Origin of the sequence: Psychroserpens sp. (genome assembly GCF_034670085.1) — a bacterium.
In the GTDB taxonomy this organism is placed as follows: domain Bacteria; phylum Bacteroidota; class Bacteroidia; order Flavobacteriales; family Flavobacteriaceae; genus Psychroserpens.
The window spans coordinates 92,374-112,789 of the sequence record NZ_JAXMOD010000006.1 but is presented as its reverse complement, the minus strand read 5'-3'; the positions used below and the strand labels follow the sequence as shown (position 1 = coordinate 112,789).

The window sequence follows — 20,416 nt, the reverse complement described above, 5'->3', positions numbered from 1 at the left end:
AGATGAAAAACAGATTACTAATTATTGCTGCAGTAATGCTATTATCACTAGTGGCAGTGATATCATTAAATTCTAAAGAAGAAGATGCTATAACAAAACTTAGGGAACAACATCAATCATTTTTAGATAAAAGTCCTTTTAAGGAAACTCAGAAACTAACCAGGTCAGAACGAAAAGCAATGGGTTTACCTCCTAATGCTTATAATGAACAAATGTGGGAATTGACAATGGATCCTTCTACTGGAAGACCAATGCCAGAACGCACTTTAGCATTACAAGAACAACTGAGACAAGAACAAGTTTTAAATCGAGGTGTTGGTGGAGAATCTTCAAATCCGTGGGTAGACAGAGGGCCTAATAATCAAGGTGGACGCACAAGAGGCATCATGTTTGATCCTAATGATGTGGGTAATGCTAATCCTGCAGATGACTATACTCGCGTGTTTGCTGGAGGTGTTTCTGGTGGTTTATGGGTGAACGATGATATTACTGATGCTAATTCATCTTGGACTTTAGTGACTGGTATTCAACAAAACATATCTGTAATCGCTATCACTTCAGATCCTAACGACTCTAACACATTTTATATAGCGTCTGGAGAATCATTCACATTTCAGTCTGTAGCTGTTGGAAGAGGTGTTTGGAAATCATCAGATGGTGGTGCTACTTGGTCGAACATTTTTGGAGGCTATGATAGCTTCTCGTTAAATAGTGGGAACGGTTTTGTAAACGGAATTTTTTATGTCAATGACATCGTTGCTCGAGATAATGGAGGAGTTACTGAAATTTATGCAGCTATTGTTGGAAAGCAATATTTTGATGCAGCAACTCCGAGTAACTTTCAAGGTGCTGTAGAACAAGGTTTGTACAAATCTGTTGATGGTGGTGCAAATTGGACGCGTTTTAATATTACACATAATGATGGATCTTTTAAAAACCCTTGTGATATTGAATTAGACATTAATAATAATATATGGTTTACAACAACAAGTAATATTTTTGGAAACCCAGGAGGTGATATTTATCAATCAAGTGATGGTATAACATTTAATTTAGTGAGAAATGTACCTAATGCATCTAGAACAGAACTAGAACCATCAAGTACAGATGCTAATAGGTTTTGGGTTGCTGCAAGTGTCGGTAATCAAGGACGATTATTTACAACAAGTGATGCTTTTGTAATGCCAGGTAATTTTACTGCTATGAATCTTCCAGTTGATGCTGATACGCAAACAATACCTGCTGGTGATTTCACAAGAGGACAGGCATTTTATGATTTAACAATTGAAGCAGATCAAAATAACACTATTTATGTTGGAGGTATTGACTTATTCAGATCTTCAAATAATGGCGCAACTTGGTCTCAAATTTCTGAGTGGTATAATATTTCAGGATTTACAGCTTCAAATGTGCATGCAGATCAACATGCAACTGTTTTTAGACCTGGAACTAACGACAATCAAGTTGTTTTTGGTAATGATGGAGGAGTTTACTATTCAGGTAATATAGCAAATGCCGTTGGAAGTACTAATAATATTCAGACTAGAAATAAAGATTACAATACCACTCAATTTTATTCTGGTGCTATTGATGGTTCTAGTGCAAATGATAATATTGGTGGCGGACTTCAAGATAATGGATCTATGACTCTAATAAACGGTGCGCCTGGCGCAAATAACTTTACTGAAAACCGTGGAGGTGATGGTGGATTTGTTGAAATTGATGATAGTGGAGCATACTCCATCTTATCAAATCCATTTAACAATCACTTTCTATATGGCTTTCCAAATGTTGCTGGTGGTTTACCTATTTCTAATGGAAGTGGAGGAAACTTCGTAAATGAAGCTGCGTTAGATAAAAATTTAGATATATTATATTCTAATGCTTCTACTGGAACTAGACAAATTGAACGCATATCTGAATTTTTACCAGGTGGTGCAGCACAAACAAGTGCACTTTTAACCAATGGTTTAATTAATGCTGGTATTACTAATATAAAAGTTTCACCTTACACTACAGGATCAACAACACTTTTTGTGGGTTTAAGAAATGGTCGTATTCTAAAGTCTACACTTGCCAATTTTAATCCTATATGGTCCAACATTACAGGACCAAGTTTTATTGGTAGTGTTTCCGATATTGAATTTGGAGTAAGTGAGCAAGAAATATTTGTAACCATGCATAACTATGGTGTACAAAGTATCTGGTTTACTAATAATGGCGGAACAACTTGGAGAAGTTTAGAAGGTAATTTACCAGATTTACCTGTTAAATGTATTTTACAAAACCCATTATTACCTCAAGAATTAATTATTGGTACAGATTTAGGTATTTGGGCCACTGGAGATTACACAGTTACAAACCCAAGTTGGGTTCAAGCCTATAATGGCATGAGCGATGTTCAAGTTTTAGACTTAGACTTAAGAGCTTCAGACAATACTATTTTGGCGACGACTCATGGTAGAGGCCTTTTTACTGGTCAGTTTACTAATACGCCTTTAAGTGTCCTGGATAGTCAATTAGAAACTAATTTGATTTCAATATTCCCAACAATATCTAGTGGTCAAATTACAGTGGCTTCAAAAAATAACCTTGGAAATGCGGACATTGATATTTTTAATATTAGTGGTCAAAAAGTTTATACATCAAACATCAATATATCGAATTCAAGAAATGAGATCAATTTAAATCTTAATTCTGGTATTTACTTTGTAAATATTAATGTTGGAAATGTTACTGAAACAAAAAAGATTATTATCAAATAAGGTATAATCTACACACAAATAAAAAGGGAGCTCTAAGAGTTCCCTTTTTTATTTTATGCATTTCGTCGAATAAATTTGCATTTTATCTTGATTAATGTATATATTGATAATCCCAAATCATATAAACCTACTATCATGAGAAAAAATATTCAGTTTATTATTGTTATCTTTTTTGTGACTTTAGCCTTTTTAGTTATGTTAAATGATGTCACAAGTAATAGGAATCCAGAATATCAAAATTCTGTTGAATTATCAAATGATAATGATCCATCAGAAATAGCGGCTACCGATTTAGAAGACGAAGAGTAGCATTAAGAATCTTACAAATATGTGAGGCATCAATTTTCAAATGTGATTGTAATTGATCCTTTCTGCCATGTTCAACAAATTCATCGGGAATACCTAGTACCTTAATTGGGTTTTTATAACTATGAGAAGATGCAAACTCTAGAATAGCACTTCCAAATCCACCTACAACTGTACCATCTTCGAGGGTAACAACTGTTGCATATTTATCAAATATATGATGTAACAACTGCTCATCTATAGGCTTTACAAATCTCATATCGAAGTGAGCGATAGCCTCACTATTACTAACTTTTTCAATAGCATCGGTAATTAAATCTGAAACAGTTCCAATGCTTAAAACAGCAATTTCACTACCAGTTTTTAATTGCTCACCTTTTCCTATTTCAATTTTTGAAAATGGCTGTTTCCACTCTAAAATATGACCTCTTCCTCTTGGATATCTAATAGCAATGGGTTGTTCAAGTCCTAATTGGGCAGAATACATGATATTACGTAACTCAATTTCATTTCTAGGAGCGCAAATTATTAAATTTGGGATACACCTTAAATATGCTAAATCAAAAACACCATGATGCGTTGCGCCATCTTCACCAACCAATCCTGCACGATCTAAACAAAAAATTACAGGAAGTTTTTGCAAAGCGACATCGTGAATTACTTGGTCGTATGCACGTTGTAAAAAAGTAGAATAAATATTACAAAACGGAATTAAACCTTGTGCAGCCATTCCAGCGGCTAAAGTCACTGCGTGTTGTTCTGCAATACCAACATCAAAAGCGCGCTCAGGAATTTCATCCATCATAAATTTTAAAGAGCTTCCTGATGGCATTGCTGGTGTTAAACCAACAATTTTTTTATTCTCCTTAGCTAATTCAACGATTGTATATCCGAATACATCTTGAAGCTTTGGAGGTTGTGTAGCAGTAGATTTGGCATGAACCTCTCCTGTTACTGCATCAAATTTACCAGGTGCATGATATTTAACCTGATCTTCTTCAGCTTGTTTTAAACCCTTCCCTTTGGTAGTAATGACATGTAAAAACTTTGGGCCCTTAACCGTTTTTAAACGCTCTAATTCAGAAACTAGCGCTGATAAATCATGACCATCAATGGGTCCTGAATAGTCAAAATTAAGCGCTTCAAAGATGTTGTCTTGTTGCTCGTTCCCTTTTTTAACGTTGGTCAAATATTGTTTTAAAGCACCTACACTAGGATCAATTCCAATGGCATTATCATTTAAAACTACCAGTAAATTAGCATCAGTAACACCAGCATGATTTAAGCCTTCAAAAGCCATTCCACTAGCAATAGAAGCGTCACCAATAACTGCAATATGATGTTTGTTTTCTCCTTTTAGTTTTGAAGCAATTGCCATTCCTAAGGCTGCAGAAATAGACGTTGACGAATGTCCAACACCAAACGTATCATAGGCACTTTCATCACGTTTTGGGAATCCGCTAATACCACCAAACTGACGATTAGTATGAAATATATCTTTTCTACCTGTTAGTATTTTATGACCGTAAGCTTGATGCCCAACATCCCAAACCAAGAGATCTTCAGGCGTATTAAACACATAGTGTAATGCTAACGTCAATTCTACAACACCGAGACTTGCGCCTAAATGTCCTTCTTTAGTTGCAACTATATTTATAATAAACTCACGTAACTCTTTAGCGAGTTGAGGCAAGTCTTCTTGATTTAATTGTCTTAAATCTGAAGGAAAATTGATATGGTCTAAGAATTTTTTCATTCAACTACAAATGTACCATTTGAAATTGTATTTTTGATTATGAATATACTTCATAATGGAAAACCCTTTTGACGATACATACTTTATGAAAAAAGCTTTATTAGAGGCTCAAGATGCTTTTGATAAAGGTGAAATTCCTGTTGGTGCTATTGTGGTTATTAAGGATAGAATCATTGCCAGATCTCATAATCTTACTGAGCTATTAAACGATGTTACTGCTCATGCCGAAATGCAAGCCATCACTGCTGCCGCCAACTTTTTAGGCGGAAAATACTTAACTAATTGCACGCTTTATGTGACCTTAGAACCTTGCCAGATGTGCGCTGGTGCTTTGTATTGGAGTCAGATTTCTAAACTTGTTTATGGTGCATCAGACGAGAAACGAGGATTTAAAACTTTAGGAACAACACTGCATCCTAAAACGGAAATAGTTTCTGGTGTGCTTGCCGATGAAGCTTCTGAGTTAATGAAACGCTTCTTTATTGAAAAACGAAATTTGAACTAAGTTACAATTTGTGTTAGTGATTAAACGGTCTGTTTGAGCTCTTCGCAGAAAGCGAGTAGTGAAAGCACGACCCTTGTGGTAACGCCACGAAAAAAGACAAAAAAAACGTCTAACTTTCGTTAGACGTTGAAACTGTAATAAAGTATATCTCTTAGAGAACTTGCACGTTAGCGGCAACCATCCCTTTTCTTCCTTCTTCTTCGTTGTACTCTACACTATCGCCTTCACGTAACTCAACACCATTAAGGTTTGATACGTGTACGAAAATGTCTTTTCCTGTTTCGTCGTTGGTAATGAATCCAAATCCTTTTGAATCATTGAAAAATTTAACTGTTCCAGTCATTGTAATAAAAATATATATGTTAATTAATGTACAAATGTACGGCATAAAATAATGCCATTTGTAAATTTATTATAATTTTTTAAATTATTGAAACCTAAAAGGCTAAAATACTAAGACCTTGGGGTTTAATGCTTAAGCCCAATTAAATTGGTTAGATATGATACTTTAAAATGGTAAAACAGTATAAATAGTTTCAATTTTTCTGATTCTCACGCATCTTATCCAGATTCTCTTTTGTCAACATATAATCCTTGATGTCTTTATCTTTCCATCGGTAGTATGAAAACAACGGAAAAACAAATACAACTAGTCCTAAAACACCAAAGCCAATTAACTTTTGAGCATATGCTACGTCTAATAAAAAGCCACAAACTATACTTCCAAAAGAGACTAAAAAGGCGATAAGGATACTATATTTCATAAAACTATTGTTTTGAATCAGAATGCATTAGTTTATTATATTGAACTTAATCGGAAGCTATTTTTCTTTTTCATATTCTAAAAGGTTTCGACTGCGCTCAACCTGACACTTGGTTTTTATAATTTAGGTTAAGATGTAAAATTAATCAATTCTCGTCTGTAAGCAGTTAATAGTTTCGATTTAGAAATAAATCCGTAGTAAATTTCATCTTTTATAACTGGAAGGTTCCAAGCTCCAGTATCTTGAAATTTTTTCATGACCATTTTCATCGAGTCCGTTTCATAATATATAAGTTCTGGTGGATTATGCATAAAGGTTTCAACAGTTGTGGATTCATAAAGTGTTTGATCAAACATAACATCTCTAATATTATCTAATAAAATTATACCAACCATTCGCTGCTGTTCATCAACAACTGGAAATAAATTTCGACTCGATTTTGCAACACCTTGATGCAACATTTCACCTAAAGACATTTCAGGAGATAACACCGTAAAATCTTGTTCTATTACGCTATCTAGACGCATTAATGTTAAAACCGATTGATCTTTGTCATGCGTTAATAGTTCTCCTTTTTCTGCCAATTCTTTAGTGTAGATTGTATGGTCTACTGCACTTTTAGTAATAATGAAAGACATCGAAACGGTGATCATTAAAGGTACAAACAGTTGATAACCACCTGTAATTTCTGCAATTAAGAAAATAGCTGTAAGAGGTGCATGCAATACGCCTGCGATTAAACCTGCCATTCCAATAAGTGTGAAACTAGACTCAGACACCTGAAATCCTAGTCCGATATTATTAATAATTTTTGCCACCACATTTCCTAAGGCGCTACCCATAACCATTGTTGGAATGATAATTCCACCTGCTCCACCAGCCGCAAAGGTTGTGGTCATAGCTACAGCTTTAAAAATTGTAATTCCGATAAGTAAGGCAATGACAACCCAAATATTATCTAAGTAATCATCAAAAGGCGTTTTTCCTAGAGCGTGTAAGTGATTGCCATCGAGTAGATCATTAATAAACCCGAAACCTTCACCATATAGTGGTGGAATAAAATACAACATCACTCCAATGGCCAAACCTCCTACAATGAGTTTTTGTCCACTCGTTTTAAACCGTTCAAAAAATTTGTAAACCGCAAAGTAAATCTTAGAGAAATAGATTGAAGCTATTCCAGTTCCGATACCTAAAATGATAAAAAATAAAGTGTCTCTTAATGCAAATGGTGTTGAAATGCTGTAATTAAAAAGTAAACTGTTTCCAACGAAAAAGTAGGACGTTAACACTGAAGATACCGAAGCAATTAACAAGGGTAATAAGGACGCAAACGTTAAATCAAGGCTAAAGACTTCAATAGCAAAAATGATGGCAGCAATTGGTGACTGAAAAATGGACGCAATAGCTCCAGCTGCCGCACAACCTATTAATAGCGTTCTTGTTTTGCGATCAACATGAAACAACTGGCTAATATTAGAACTCACTGCTGATGCTGATGCAATTGCAGGACCAAGTAATCCAACAGATCCTCCAAAACCTGCTGTAATTGGTGCAGTAATTAAAGGTAAATAAATTTTGCTTCGCTTTAATAAACCATTTTTTTTTGAAAGCGAAAACAGGATACTTGGTATGGCATGTTCAACTTTTTGTTTGGATACATATTTCACAAATAAGTAGACGAGCCAAAGTCCGATAACTGGTAGAATAAAGTAAATACTGTTTTCTGATACTATGGCTAATTGATCTAAAACCCACTCGATACCATAGGTGATATTTTTAATCGTTACAGAAACCAATCCAGATAACAATCCAATAAGCATGGCTAATAAAAACACGAAATTTTTCTGCGATATGTATTTATATCGTAGAACTAGGATTCGTCTTATGATGGTCTGTATTTGCATTATTTTAAATTAGACCTAAAAGCATCTAAATCTTCTGGATAAATTTGCCTTAGTGTTTCTACATAAGGTCTATTATTATAATAACCAATATTATAATCATTTATAGCCTCTTCAATTAAAACCATAGCTTCTTTAATTCTACCTTGAAATTTAAAAATTAGAGCTTTGTAATATTTTGCATCAGCACTTTGGTTTCTTGAATATTGAAGTTGTTTCTCAAAATTCAACAGAGCTTGGTCGTAATTTTCCGTTTCGAAATAGGCAATTCCTCGATATAAAAATGCGGTAACCTCAACCCAATCCTCTCCTGATTCTTCAATTTCGGTGTTGATATACTTATCGAAATAAGCAATTGAATTTTTGTAATCCTTAAGTCCCAAATAACAAATCCCTCTCCAATAATCAACACTATGACCTTGAGGAGCATCAATAAAATTTGGTGTTAACGAATCTGTGGCATCAAAATCGGCAATGGCTTTTTTATAATCTCTATAAAACCATAAATAATTATAGCCACGATAACCTTGCCACAAAGAAGGTGCGCACTCAATTGCTTTATCTATTTGTGGTTTCCACTTATGCGGCAATCCTCTTTTAAGGTATGCTACAGATAATTCTCTTACGGCTTCATCATAAGTTGAATCAATTTCTGTTGCGCGTTTTATACCATTGATACTCATCATTGATCCTTGAGGGTAATGAATAGCTCTTTTATAAACAGCTTCAGCACGTTCTCTTTTACTATCACAAGACAGAGCGGAGAATGCAACAGCTATACTAAGGAATAATTTCAGTAATCTCTCCATTTTCTATTCGATATGATACATACATATAGGAATCTCTATTCTCTTCCCATAGAACTGTAGGTTTCCATCCTTTTGCTTCAGACGTAAGTTTAAATAGTTGTTTCTTTAAATTTTCGTTAAATGTGGTAGGTTCTAAATCTAAATTGTTTTCATGAATGACAAAGCGACCTACTTCACCTTCACAATTAACAATGAATCTTATATTTAAATATCCAGAATCTGAATAATTATTATTTACATAAGCTAGATTTATATAATTTCTAAACCTGTTTTTTCCATTTGGATAAGGCAATTCTTGTGTGTTGTAATATTGGGCAATGTAATTTTCATCACAAACCTTAAAGTTTTCATTTAGCAAAGCTGTTTCGGGATCAATATAATGAGAGGCATGTTCAAAAGGCTCATGTTCTGGCATTAAACTCGAATTAAACATATAATAGCCATAACCAATAAAGCAGCCAATCGTGATTACAATTAAACCAAGTATAATTCCTAAAATTTTAAAAACTTTCTTTGTTCTCATTGATTAAATCTACTAAAAAATCCTGCATGATGCAGGATTTTTAATTTATGATTTTAAGTTGAGTTTTAAACTTAACTCTGTTAATTGCTCATCATCAATTGGAGCAGGTGCATCAATCATAACATCTCGACCATTATTGTTTTTTGGAAAGGCAATAAAATCTCGAATGGTTTCTTGTCCGCCAAGTATTGCTACTAGTCGATCTAAACCAAATGCAAGTCCACCATGAGGAGGAGCTCCATACTGAAAAGCATCCAGAAGGAATCCAAATTGAGCTTTAGCGTCTTCAGGCGTAAAACCTAAATAATCAAACATTAAAGCTTGTGTTTCTTTATCGTGAATACGAATCGATCCTCCACCAATTTCGTTTCCGTTGAGAACTAAATCATAAGCATTTGCTTTTACATCGCCTGGATTGGTTTTCAGTAATTCTAATTGTCCAGGTTTTGGTGATGTAAATGGATGATGCATAGCATGGTAACGCTCTGTGTCTTCATCCCATTCTAACAAAGGGAAATCCATAACCCAAAGAGGAGCAAATGTTTTAGGATCTCTTAATCCTAAACGAGTTGCTAATTCCATACGCAATGCACTCAATTGCGCTCTAACTTTATTAGTGTTTCCCGATAGCACACAGATTAAATCACCAGGTTTTGCACCTGTGACTTCTGCCCATTTTGCTAAATCGTCTTGGTCGTAGAATTTATCAACTGAAGATTTATAGCTTCCATCTTCATTATACCTGCAATATACCATTCCTAATGCACCAACTTGTGGACGCTTTACCCAATCAATTAGCTTGTCAATTTCTTTTCTTGTATAACTATTTCCGCCAGGAACGGCAATACCAACAACTAATTCAGCAGCATTAAAAACCCCAAATTCCTTATGTTGAGCAACCTCATTTAACTCACCAAATTGCATTCCAAAACGAATGTCTGGTTTATCATTTCCATAAAGACGCATCGCATCATCGTACAACATTCTTGGAAATTTTTCTACCTCAACTCCATTCACTTCTTTTAATAAGTGACGAGTTAAACCTTCAAAAGCATTTAAAATATCTTCTTGCTCAATAAAGGCCATTTCACAATCTATCTGTGTGAATTCTGGTTGTCTATCAGCACGTAAATCTTCATCCCTAAAGCATTTCACAATCTGAAAATACTTATCCATTCCGCCAACCATAAGCAATTGCTTAAAGGTTTGAGGCGATTGAGGTAAAGCATAAAACTGACCTTCATTCATTCTCGATGGCACCACAAAATCACGAGCACCTTCAGGCGTTGATTTAATTAAATATGGTGTTTCAACCTCAATGAAGCCTTCTTTTGACAAGTAATTTCTAACTTCTTGGGTTACTTTATGTCTAAAGATCAAACTGTTTTTTACTGGATTTCGACGAATATCTAAATAACGATATTTCATACGTAATTCTTCACCACCATCGGTTTCATCTTCAATGGTAAAAGGTGGCAATTGCGCTTCATTTAAAACGGTTAATTCAGACACTAAAATCTCAATATCACCTGTTGTCATATTGGGATTCTTAGAGGCACGCTCAATAACTTTACCTTTGACTTGAATTACAAATTCACGACCTAAATCTTGAGCTTGTTGCATCATTTCTTTCGACGTTCGTTCTTCATCAAACACTAATTGTGTCATTCCGTAACGATCACGTAAATCTACCCAAACGATAAATCCTTTATCACGCGATTTTTGAACCCAACCTGCAAGGGTAACTTCTGTATTGATATGTGATGCTCTTAATTCACCACAATTATGACTTCTGTACATAGTATTTTATTAAAGATGCAAATTTAATGAAGTTGAATGATTATGAATAATTAAATCCAGTTTTTGATTGTATTAGTTATCAAAATGAAAAAGAAAGTATTAAATAATTGTCTTTTGAACATAATTTTAAATCACTTTTGCAAATCTACACCCAAAACTAAAATTCTCATAAAGGTTAATATTGATAATTAATTCCTATTATGAATAGGACGTTGTATCTGTTTATTTTGCCTTGATGCAAAACGAACCAAAAAATCAAACCGATTTATTTGGAAATTGCTACACATCCTTCCTTAATCCATTTAAAATCATATTTCTTAACGAACATTAGATATTCAATGCTAAATTGAGTTATTCAACAGCGTTCTAAACTCATTATTTCTGAAAATCGTTTCTTTCGACCTTGTCGAAATTCCAAGTAATTATAATGAAAAAGCCATAACATTACGTTGTGGCTTTTTCTGCTATTAATCAAACCTTTTCTAATTCCCTAAAAGGTTTATTGCACATCGATTTGAAATCAAATGTGTTCTGTTAGAATTGCGTTTCAATTCTTTTATCCATATTAATTGTTTCTTCAGGTACAACTTCTGCCGTAGTCTTTGATCCTTTCATCCACATTTTAAATCTAGTCACTAAGAAAAACAGTATTGGTACAATAATAAGTGTTAAGAATGTAGCGATAAATAATCCGTAGATTACAGTCCATGCTAATGGTCCCCAAAAAATTACGTTGTCACCACCTACATAAATATTTGCATCAAACTCACTAAACAGTGTAAAGAAATTAATGTTTAATCCAGTCGCTAATGGTATAAGTCCTAAAATCGTTGTGATTGCTGTTAGTAATACTGGACGTAAACGTGCTTTTCCACCTTTTATAATAGCGTCTAATAAATCGTCTTTTTCAAGGTATTGATCCTCTTCGAGATTTCGTTGGATTTTCTTTCTATCAACCAACAATTGTGTATAATCTAAAAGAACAACGCCATTATTTACCACGATTCCTGCTAGTGAAATAATTCCCATCATGGTCATCATGATTACAAAAGCTTTTCCTGTAATAATCAAACCTCCAAATACACCAATAAGACTTAAGAAAATGGCAAGCATTATTATACCTGGTTTAGACACTGAATTAAACTGAAAAATTAAAAGGAAAAATATAAGTCCAAGACCAATAAAAAAGGCAGACATTAAAAAGGCCATTTGTTTATTTTGCTCTTCAATCTGACCAGTATAATCAATCTTGACACCTTCCGGTTTATCATGAAACGATTTCATTTCATTCTGAATTTCAGATACAATTGCGCCAGCATCTGTATAACCAGCTGCTAAAGCAGAATAGACTGTCACTACGCGCTCAACATCTTTATGTTTTATTGCACTGAATCCAGAAGAATTGCTTTGACTTGCAACTGCCGAAACTGGAATGGCTTTGACTTGACCAGAAGCCATATCTCTAAAAGTAATTTTCTGGTTAAAAATGGCACTTTTATTATAACGATTCTCTTCATTAAAGCGAACATAGATGTCATAATCGTCACCATCTTCTTTATAAATTCCTGCCTTAGCTCCAAAAATAGAATTTCGTAATTGCTGTCCAACTTGTCCTGAAGAAATGCCTAATTCTCCAGCTTTTTTACGATCAACATTAACTTGCATTGAAGGTTTTGAACGATTTACATCAATTTTTAATTCTTCAATACCTCTTATATTTTTGGTATTAATAAAATCACGCATGCGCTCTGCTGTTGCAATGAGCTCTTCGTAATCTTTTCCTTCTAACTCAATATTAATTGGATATCCTGCAGGTGGACCTACAGCATCTTTTTCAACTGAAATTGCAACACCTGGATAAATACCTTCTAAATCATCTTGAACTTTTTTCAATAATTCATTACTATCTGCTCCTTCACGATATTTGTACTCTCGCATGGTAGCTGTAATTTTTCCTCGATGTGGCATTTCGGCTGCTGAACCTCCATCGGTTTGTGGATTACCAGCACCTTCTCCTACTTGAGATACAGCACTTTCGGTTAAGAAATTATAACCTCCATTTTTATACGAATCATCATTAATGATATTATAAACGCGTTGTTCAATATCTTTAGTAATTGCATTTGTTTTTTGAATATCTGTTCCTTCCGGATATTCTATATATGCTATAATTTGGTTTGGTGTATTGTCTGGGAAAAATTCAACTTTAGTACGCTGACTTCCGATTGATGCGCCAAAGCCTCCAAAAGCAATAAACAATAAAATGACGGTTCCAATACTTATGACAACCGGTTTCCTTCCCGATAGAGCACCTCTTAAAGTCCTTTCATAGAAATTTTCAAGTTTAGGTAAGGTTTTTGATTGAAAATTGTTGGCCCATTTTCTTAGGAAGATTCTATACAACCATAGTAATACAACAGTAAAAATCATAACAGAACCTAATCCTCGATAAGCACCACCAAACACGAATATCAGTAAGCCAATAACAGTTAATATTGCAGACACTTTTATGATTTGATTTAATGGCATCTCCTTGTCTTCAATGGTCATATATTGTGATACTAATACCGAATTAAAAAAGATAGCCACAAATAGAGACGAACCTAAAACTACCGAAAGTGTCACCGGAAAGTATATCATAAATTGTCCCATAACGCCTGGCCAAAGTCCAAGTGGAACAAAGGCAGCAACCGTCGTTAATGTTGAAATAATAATTGGAAATGCAATTTCCCCAATGCCTTTCTTAGCGGCTTCAACACGACTCATGCCTTCATCTTGCATTAATCTATAAACATTTTCTACTACCACAATACCATTATCAACTAACATCCCAAGACCCATAATTAACCCGAAGAGTATCATGGTATTCATGGTATATCCTAATAAATTCAGAATCATCAAGGACATGAACATGGACATTGGAATTGCAAAACCAACAAACAAGGCATTTTTAAAGCCTAAAAAGAACATTAACACTGTTACAACTAGAATAATTCCGAAGATGATATTATTCACTAAATCATCTACTTGACCAATGGTCTTTTCAGATTGGTCGTTAGCCACAGTAACTTTTAAGTCAGGAGGAAATGTATTTGCAAGCGCATCATGAATAATAGATCTAATTTTTTCAGCTGCTGCAACCATATTTTCTCCCGAACGCTTTTTCACATCCAGCATCACTACAGGTGCTCCAAACTCTCTCGCATACGTTGTTTTATCCTCATCCTTAAAGGTTACTTTTGCGATATCTCTTAAGTAAATAGGGTTGTTATTTTCACTCTTTACTACAAAGCTTTCCAATTCTTTTGGGTCTTCAATTTCACCAAGAATTCGTATCGTTCGTCGTTGTCCACTAGAAATAAAATTACCAGCAGACATGGTCATATTTTCGTTGTTAATTGTATTTATGATATCATTAAAACTGACCTGAGCAGCCATCATTTTATAGATATCTACGGCAACCTCAACCTCTTTTTTTTGAGCTCCTCTTATATCAACTTGTTTTATTTCTAAAAGTCCTTCAATCTCATCTTCAAGATATTCGCCATATTCTTTAAGCTTATCCACTGGATAATCACCAGAGATATTAATATTCAAAATTGGAATTTCTTCAGACATGCTCAAGTCAAACACATTAGGTTCTACTTTTGCACTATTGAATGTTGGCCAATCCTCACTAGCTGTTTCAGAATCTACTTCGTCTTTAACCTTCTGTTTTGCAGCTTCTACCGAAATATTTTCATCAAATTCTACAATAACAATGGAGTAATCTTCTTGTGAAGTAGAGGTGATTTCAACTACATTACTAACTGTTTTTAACTTGTCTTCTATAGGATCAGTAATTAGTTTCTCAATATCTTCAGCAGTATTTCCAGGATATATTGAACTGATATAAATTTTCGTCTCTTTAATTTCTGGGAAATTCTCACGTGGCATACTAAAATATGCACCAGTACCTAATATTAAGATTAAGGTAATTAGAACATACATTGTGGTTTTGTTATTAATGGCCCACGACGATAGTATAAATTCTTTATCTACTTGTTTCTTTTTCTTGTTCATCTGATGCTAAATTTAGTTGGAAGATTGGTTAGATTCCATTTTTAGAATTTTAACTTCTTGTCCATCTTTAACACTTCGAGCACCTTCTTGAATAATTTCATCATTGCTAGTTAGTCCTGTTAAGACTTCAATATCGTCGCCTTGCGTTTTTCCGGTCGTAATAATCGTGCGTTTAGCAGTAGCTATGCTATCTGTTTTATTAGAAATGGTATACACATACTGTTCGCCATTAGCATTTTCTGAAATGATACTCAACGGGATTAAAATTGCTTTTTCGTTTGTATAATCGTTAATTCTCAATTTAGCAGTTAAGTTTGGCTTAATATTTTTATCCTTATTAGGAATTGCAACTTCAACCTTAAATGTTCGGTTTGCTGGATTGATAAAACTTCCTGCTTGCCGAATTTTCGCATCCATAGTCATTCCTAAAACTGGGAAATCAACTTGAACAGTTTTGCCTTCTGAAACAGTTGTGATATAGCTTTCTGGAACATCAGTTTCAATGTACATTTCATCAAGATTTACAATACGAAATAAAGCCGTTTGACCTGGAGCGACAACACTACCTTGTTCGGTTATGACATCATCAATTGTTCCAGAAAAAGGTGCTTTTACTATTGTTCTAGCCACTTGTTGTTGTAATTGATTTACAGCTTTTTGCTGAGCTTCAAAAGTAGATTTAGATTGTAAATATTGTATTTCACTTCCTATATTTTGTTCCCAAAGTCGTTTTTGACGTTCAAAAGTAGTTTTTGCTAAATCAGCTTGTATTTGTAATTGTGCTACTTGCTGACTTAAACCACCATCATCAATTTTTGCTAACGTTTGCCCTTTTGAAACATTTTGACCCTCTTTAACAAACACACTTGTTAAGATTCCAGAGTATTCAGGATAAATGACCAAATTCTTTTTAGTATCTACATTTCCTTGTAATTCAACATAATGAATAAACTCGCTTTCTTGAGCTGGGAAGGTTGTTATTAATGGGATTTTTTCTTGAGGATCTAATTCCTTAATTTTTAAGCCCAATTGCTTCAACTGAAGTTCTAATTCTTGTTGTTGAGCATCAAGCTCTGTTTTCTTAGTTCTAATTTGCTCTAAGTCATTTGAAGCAATAATATCTTCAACACTTGTCTTTTTATCTGCTCCACAAGAGACCATAAAAAGAGTTATAAAGGCAATAGTTATGATTTGTTTCATTGGTTTATATTATTTGATTGGTGTGTTTAAGATTGTTTCTAATGTCGCTTTAGAGTTAATAACTTCTAACATAGCTTGTAGAAATTCTTGTTGTGCTGTATATAATTGCGTTTGTGCTTGTCTGAGTTCAAAACTTGAGCCAATACCTTCAAAAAATTTGGTTTGATTTTTAGCTTCAATGCGTTCAGCTAATTCCAAATTTTGTTGTTTGTTTTCAAATTCTTCAATGGCAAATTTAAAATCACTTTTAGCTGATTCTATTTGTAATTTTAAGCGTTGTTCTGTTTCACTTAAATCGTCTACAGATTTTTCTAAGTTTATTTTTGCTCGCTGTGTTCTCGCGCTTTTTAAACCAGATCCGAAAAGCGGTATATCTAGACTCAAACCAAAAGCAGCTGTGCCTGCCCAAGCCTGACTACTACTAAAAAATCGGAATTTATCATTATTGCCTATATATGATCCAGTTAAAAACCCACTTAAAGTTGGCAAGGCTCTACTATGTTCTAGCTTAACCAGAAGTTCTTTAGAAACTTTATCATTCTCTGCAATTTTAAAATCGATCGTATTCTCAACATCGGTTTCAGTCTCTAAGAGATCTAATTGCATGTTTTGCACTGCTAATGTTTCAAGATTATCTGTTAAAAGTGTCGCATTATTTATGTCTAACCCTAAGGTTATATTTAACATTTGATAGGCTAAATCTTTTAATCGTGACGTATTACTCAAATTACTTTGAACACTGGATAATGTAATTTTTAGTTGCTCTACACTTTCCTCTTCTTCAAGTCCGTTTTCATAGATTTTAGTGATATCGTTTAAATTCTTTTCTAAAACATCTACGTTTCTCTCAAAAATTTTCACACTCTCTTCAGCTAACAACACATTTCCGTAGGCATTAATAACAGATTTTCTCACTTCTAAATCTGTTTTTACTTTAGCATTTTCTGAAATTTCTAAGAACACTTTTGCAGATTGCAAGCCAACTAAATATGAACCATCAAAGATGAGTTGATTTAATGTGGCTGAAGGTGTTATATTTTGTTTGGCGCCAAAATCTAATACACCATCATTATTAAAATCAATTCCAGGAAATTGTTGTTTGACATTGTTAATATAACTTACATTACCATTTATTTGAGGTAATCCAGTTGCAATAGTTTCCCATTTCTGCTGTTTTGCAGCTTCGATATCTCGAGTTGCATTTTTTGCTTGCCTGTTATTCTCTAAAGCATAATCTATAGCTTCCTGTAAAGAAAAACTATTAGTATTCTCCTGAGAATATCCAACAGAAACTGAGATTAAACAAATAACTAATATGAGTGATTGTCTCATAATTTATGATTGGTTTTTAATAAAATTATTTAATATGGTCATCCCTTTTTCGGTTACAATAGCTCGCAGGTGATATTCGAGATAACTTTCCATGAGATAGTCCATTTGATAGTGTTCTGGCGGAAAAAACATATTATCCTTAATACCTGTCATTCCTGTGAAGTACATCCTCGAAATAAAATCGACATCAATTGTATCTCTAAAAACTCCTGTATCAACGCCATGCTCTAAACTTTCCTGAACAGATTGATGCATTTTTTCAAATTGCTTAAATTTTAAAGCGGCATGTATTTGCGGATAATATTTTTTGAGTTGGTATTGTGGTGATGCCTTTTCATTTTTTAAGTGATGCATTACAAACATTTTAATTGAATACAATTCTTCAATTGGGTTTGGCGCTTTTTCACAAATGTTGTCAATTCCACCACAAATTTTGTCGAACAAGTTGAAGGTTACTGCCTCAACTAATTTGGTTTTATTACTAAAATGAACGTAAATCGTCTTTTTAGAAATACCCATTTCACTAGCAATATCATCCATTGTCACGCTTTTAAACCCTAAGTTTAAAAACAATTCAGTCGACTTATGTATAATTTGTTCTCTCATAATTTGACTGCAAAGCTACAACAGGAAACTTTAAAAACAAAAATAGTTTCCAAAGTTTTAATGTTTTTTTAACATATAGTTAAAGTGTGATTGTAGATTTAGGCATTTACATTATTTTTGTGCAATGCAGAATATTCAATCTTATCAGGAGGCGTTCTTAAAACACCTAGAAACTTTTATAAAACCTAAAGAACCGTCTACGCTTTATAATCCAATTAATTATATCATTCAACTTGGCGGAAAACGTTTACGACCTATTTTAACCTTAATGACTGCAGAAATTTTCGATTGTGATTATAAAAAAGCACTTAATGCTGCTTTAAGTGTGGAAGTCTTTCATAATTTTTCATTAGTTCACGATGATATTATGGATGATGCTCCTTTGCGTCGTGGACAAGACACTGTTCATGAAAAATGGGATGTGAATACAGGAATTCTTTCTGGCGATGCTATGCTAATTATGGCGTATCAATTATTTGAAAACTATGAGCCAAAAGTATTTCAGGACTTAGCAAAATTATTTAGTAAAACTGCGCTTGAGGTTTGTGAAGGACAGCAATATGATGTTGATTTTGAAACTCGTGATGATGTTACTATACATGAGTATTTAAGAATGATTGAGTACAAAACAGCTGTTCTAGTTGGTGCTGCCATGAAAATGGGAGCAATTGTTGCTAATGCTTCGGAAAGTTGTCAAGATTTAATTTATGAGTTTGGCAAAAATCTAGGAATTGCGTTTCAGTTACAGGACGATTATTTAGATGCATTTGGCAATCCAGAAACTTTCGGCAAACAAGTTGGAGGTGATATTATTGAAAATAAAAAAACCTATTTATATTTAAAAGGCTTAGAGTTTTCTAGTACTGATGACAAACGACAATTAGAGCACTTATATAGCGTTAATCCTTCAGACCCAAGTGAAAAAATAGATACTGTAAAACAATTTTTCATATCTAGTGGTTCGGCAGAGGCAACTAAAAAGGAAATTGAGAATTATACAAATAAGGCATTCTCAGTTTTAGAGCGTATACGAATTTCTGAAGACCATAAAAATGCATTACGAGCATTTGGGAACGATTTAATGACAAGAAATGTATAATGCAATTACCACAAACTTTTGAGGATTTAATTTCTGAAGCTGATACATTAAAGCTCTATTCAAAACTCATACAACAAATCAATAAAGATTTTTTGCTTGCGAATATTGATCTCGATTTTGATATTACTATTTTACCTACTAGTCTTAAATACCTATTGCATGAAGTTGTTTTTAAACTCATCCAAGAGAAATTTGCCGATTACCTCAACCTTTTATATATCATTGATGTTTCAGAGCTAAAAATTAAACAATTAGATGGTAGTGATACTCTAAAACTGTCTGAAGATGTTACATTTTTGATACTACAACGCGAGTGGCAGAAAGTTTGGTTTCGAAATGTGTATTCTTAAAAAAACACTCTTACAAACGGCATCCAAGGATCTGCATAAATACTTTTGTTTCTGTTATAAAGCAAATCATATCTAATTCCGAAGGTGACATTACCATTTCCATAACCCAATCCCATAAATAAAGCTGGATACCAATAATTATCATCTTTATATATTGGGTTATCAAATTTACGACTCACATTAAGTTGTTCAAATTCTGCAGACGCTTGTAATTCTTCAATTGGATTAAATAATCCAATAAGACTAGCTCCTAAAACAGTAGACTTAAAGAAATTATCTTGCTTATTATAGGTAGCATTTAAACCTACTCCAACTGCAAAATTTGAATCAAACTCATAAATTCCACTTGGCGCAATGGTTCCGCTAAAAAACCCATCTCCAAAACTTAAACCTAAACCACCTCCAAATCGAACATGACTCCAAAAATCATAATCTTCATTTTGTGAAAAAGAGACCAATGAGCTAGCCAAAAAAAACAAAACAAACACGTAGGTTTTACAATTAAAAAGAGATGAAAAATTCATTATCTAAAATTTGAGTTAAATTACATCTATAAATATATCAAAAACATACCTATTTTTAGTAAATGTTGTATTTTTGACTAAATATTGTTGAAGCGAAAACGACTTACACCA

The 20,416-nt window shown here is 33.7% G+C and carries 17 protein-coding genes; 5 read left to right on the top strand and 12 right to left on the bottom strand.

All coding sequences use genetic code 11. The features are described from left to right. The first annotated feature begins 2 nt into the window (after positions 1-2). Positions 3-2,765, top strand: a complete 2,763-nt coding sequence (locus VOI25_RS11320; RefSeq protein WP_323789189.1) for a T9SS type A sorting domain-containing protein — start codon at positions 3-5, stop codon at positions 2,763-2,765. 135 nt (positions 2,766-2,900) lie between these two features. Next, positions 2,901-3,074 (top strand): hypothetical protein, encoded by a 174-nt coding sequence (locus tag VOI25_RS11315; protein ID WP_323789188.1) that lies wholly within the window; start codon positions 2,901-2,903, stop codon positions 3,072-3,074. On the opposite strand, the gene dxs is transcribed toward VOI25_RS11315, so the two are convergent. Then, the gene (gene dxs, locus VOI25_RS11310) at positions 3,049-4,827 is read right to left on the bottom strand and encodes a 1-deoxy-D-xylulose-5-phosphate synthase (protein WP_323789187.1); all 1,779 of its coding nucleotides are present in this window, start codon (positions 4,825-4,827) and stop codon (positions 3,049-3,051) included. The genes VOI25_RS11315 and dxs overlap by 26 nt on opposite strands. Before the next feature lie 55 nt (positions 4,828-4,882). On the opposite strand from dxs, the gene VOI25_RS11305 reads away from it, so the two are divergent. Next, positions 4,883-5,332, top strand: a complete 450-nt coding sequence (locus VOI25_RS11305; RefSeq protein ID WP_323789186.1) for a nucleoside deaminase — start codon at positions 4,883-4,885, stop codon at positions 5,330-5,332. Between the two features lie 151 nt (positions 5,333-5,483). Here the strand turns inward: VOI25_RS11305 and VOI25_RS11300 are convergent, their stop codons facing one another. The 10 genes from VOI25_RS11300 to VOI25_RS11255 all read right to left on the bottom strand — a co-directional run bounded on the left by VOI25_RS11300 (position 5,484) and on the right by VOI25_RS11255 (position 18,332). Then, positions 5,484-5,675: a cold-shock protein gene (locus VOI25_RS11300; protein WP_040252334.1), complete on the bottom strand. Its 192-nt coding sequence runs from the start codon at positions 5,673-5,675 to the stop codon at positions 5,484-5,486. A gap of 193 nt (positions 5,676-5,868) precedes the next feature. Next, positions 5,869-6,096 (bottom strand): hypothetical protein, encoded by a 228-nt coding sequence (locus VOI25_RS11295; RefSeq protein ID WP_323789184.1) that lies wholly within the window; start codon positions 6,094-6,096, stop codon positions 5,869-5,871. Between the two features lie 128 nt (positions 6,097-6,224). Next, entirely contained in the window at positions 6,225-8,003 is a 1,779-nt protein-coding gene (locus VOI25_RS11290) for a chloride channel protein (RefSeq protein ID WP_323789183.1), read from the bottom strand. Then, positions 8,003-8,809, bottom strand: coding sequence for a tetratricopeptide repeat protein (locus tag VOI25_RS11285; RefSeq protein ID WP_323789182.1), 807 nt, complete (start codon positions 8,807-8,809; stop codon positions 8,003-8,005). Before VOI25_RS11285 ends, VOI25_RS11290 begins: the two co-directional genes overlap by 1 nt. Then, the gene (locus VOI25_RS11280; protein WP_323789181.1) at positions 8,781-9,332 is read right to left on the bottom strand and encodes a hypothetical protein; all 552 of its coding nucleotides are present in this window, start codon (positions 9,330-9,332) and stop codon (positions 8,781-8,783) included. The genes VOI25_RS11285 and VOI25_RS11280 overlap by 29 nt, the downstream gene beginning before the upstream one ends. A 45-nt stretch (positions 9,333-9,377) precedes the next feature. Next, on the bottom strand, positions 9,378-11,132 hold the full coding sequence (aspS, locus tag VOI25_RS11275; protein WP_323789180.1) for an aspartate--tRNA ligase: 1,755 nt from the start codon (positions 11,130-11,132) through the stop codon (positions 9,378-9,380). 534 nt (positions 11,133-11,666) lie between these two features. Then, on the bottom strand, positions 11,667-15,194 hold the full coding sequence (locus VOI25_RS11270) for an efflux RND transporter permease subunit (RefSeq protein WP_323789179.1): 3,528 nt from the start codon (positions 15,192-15,194) through the stop codon (positions 11,667-11,669). Between the two features lie 12 nt (positions 15,195-15,206). Continuing rightward, complete coding sequence (locus VOI25_RS11265) at positions 15,207-16,394, bottom strand: efflux RND transporter periplasmic adaptor subunit (RefSeq protein ID WP_323789178.1); 1,188 nt, start codon at positions 16,392-16,394, stop codon at positions 15,207-15,209. A gap of 9 nt (positions 16,395-16,403) precedes the next feature. Further along, a complete protein-coding gene (locus VOI25_RS11260) occupies positions 16,404-17,726 on the bottom strand; it encodes a TolC family protein (protein ID WP_323789177.1) in 1,323 nt (440 codons plus the stop codon). A 3-nt stretch (positions 17,727-17,729) separates the two neighbouring features. Continuing rightward, complete coding sequence (locus VOI25_RS11255; RefSeq protein ID WP_323789176.1) at positions 17,730-18,332, bottom strand: TetR/AcrR family transcriptional regulator; 603 nt, start codon at positions 18,330-18,332, stop codon at positions 17,730-17,732. A gap of 124 nt (positions 18,333-18,456) precedes the next feature. On the opposite strand from VOI25_RS11255, the gene VOI25_RS11250 reads away from it, so the two are divergent. Both VOI25_RS11250 and VOI25_RS11245 read left to right on the top strand, forming a co-directional pair. Continuing rightward, complete coding sequence (locus VOI25_RS11250) at positions 18,457-19,431, top strand: polyprenyl synthetase family protein (RefSeq protein ID WP_323789175.1); 975 nt, start codon at positions 18,457-18,459, stop codon at positions 19,429-19,431. Continuing rightward, positions 19,431-19,781: a hypothetical protein gene (locus tag VOI25_RS11245; RefSeq protein ID WP_323789174.1), complete on the top strand. Its 351-nt coding sequence runs from the start codon at positions 19,431-19,433 to the stop codon at positions 19,779-19,781. The genes VOI25_RS11250 and VOI25_RS11245 overlap by 1 nt, the downstream gene beginning before the upstream one ends. On the opposite strand, the gene VOI25_RS11240 is transcribed toward VOI25_RS11245, so the two are convergent. Next, a complete protein-coding gene (locus VOI25_RS11240; protein WP_323789173.1) occupies positions 19,778-20,305 on the bottom strand; it encodes an alpha-ketoglutarate decarboxylase in 528 nt (175 codons plus the stop codon). The two genes, VOI25_RS11245 and VOI25_RS11240, sit on opposite strands and share 4 nt — an antisense overlap. Between the last annotated feature and the right edge of the window lie 111 nt (positions 20,306-20,416).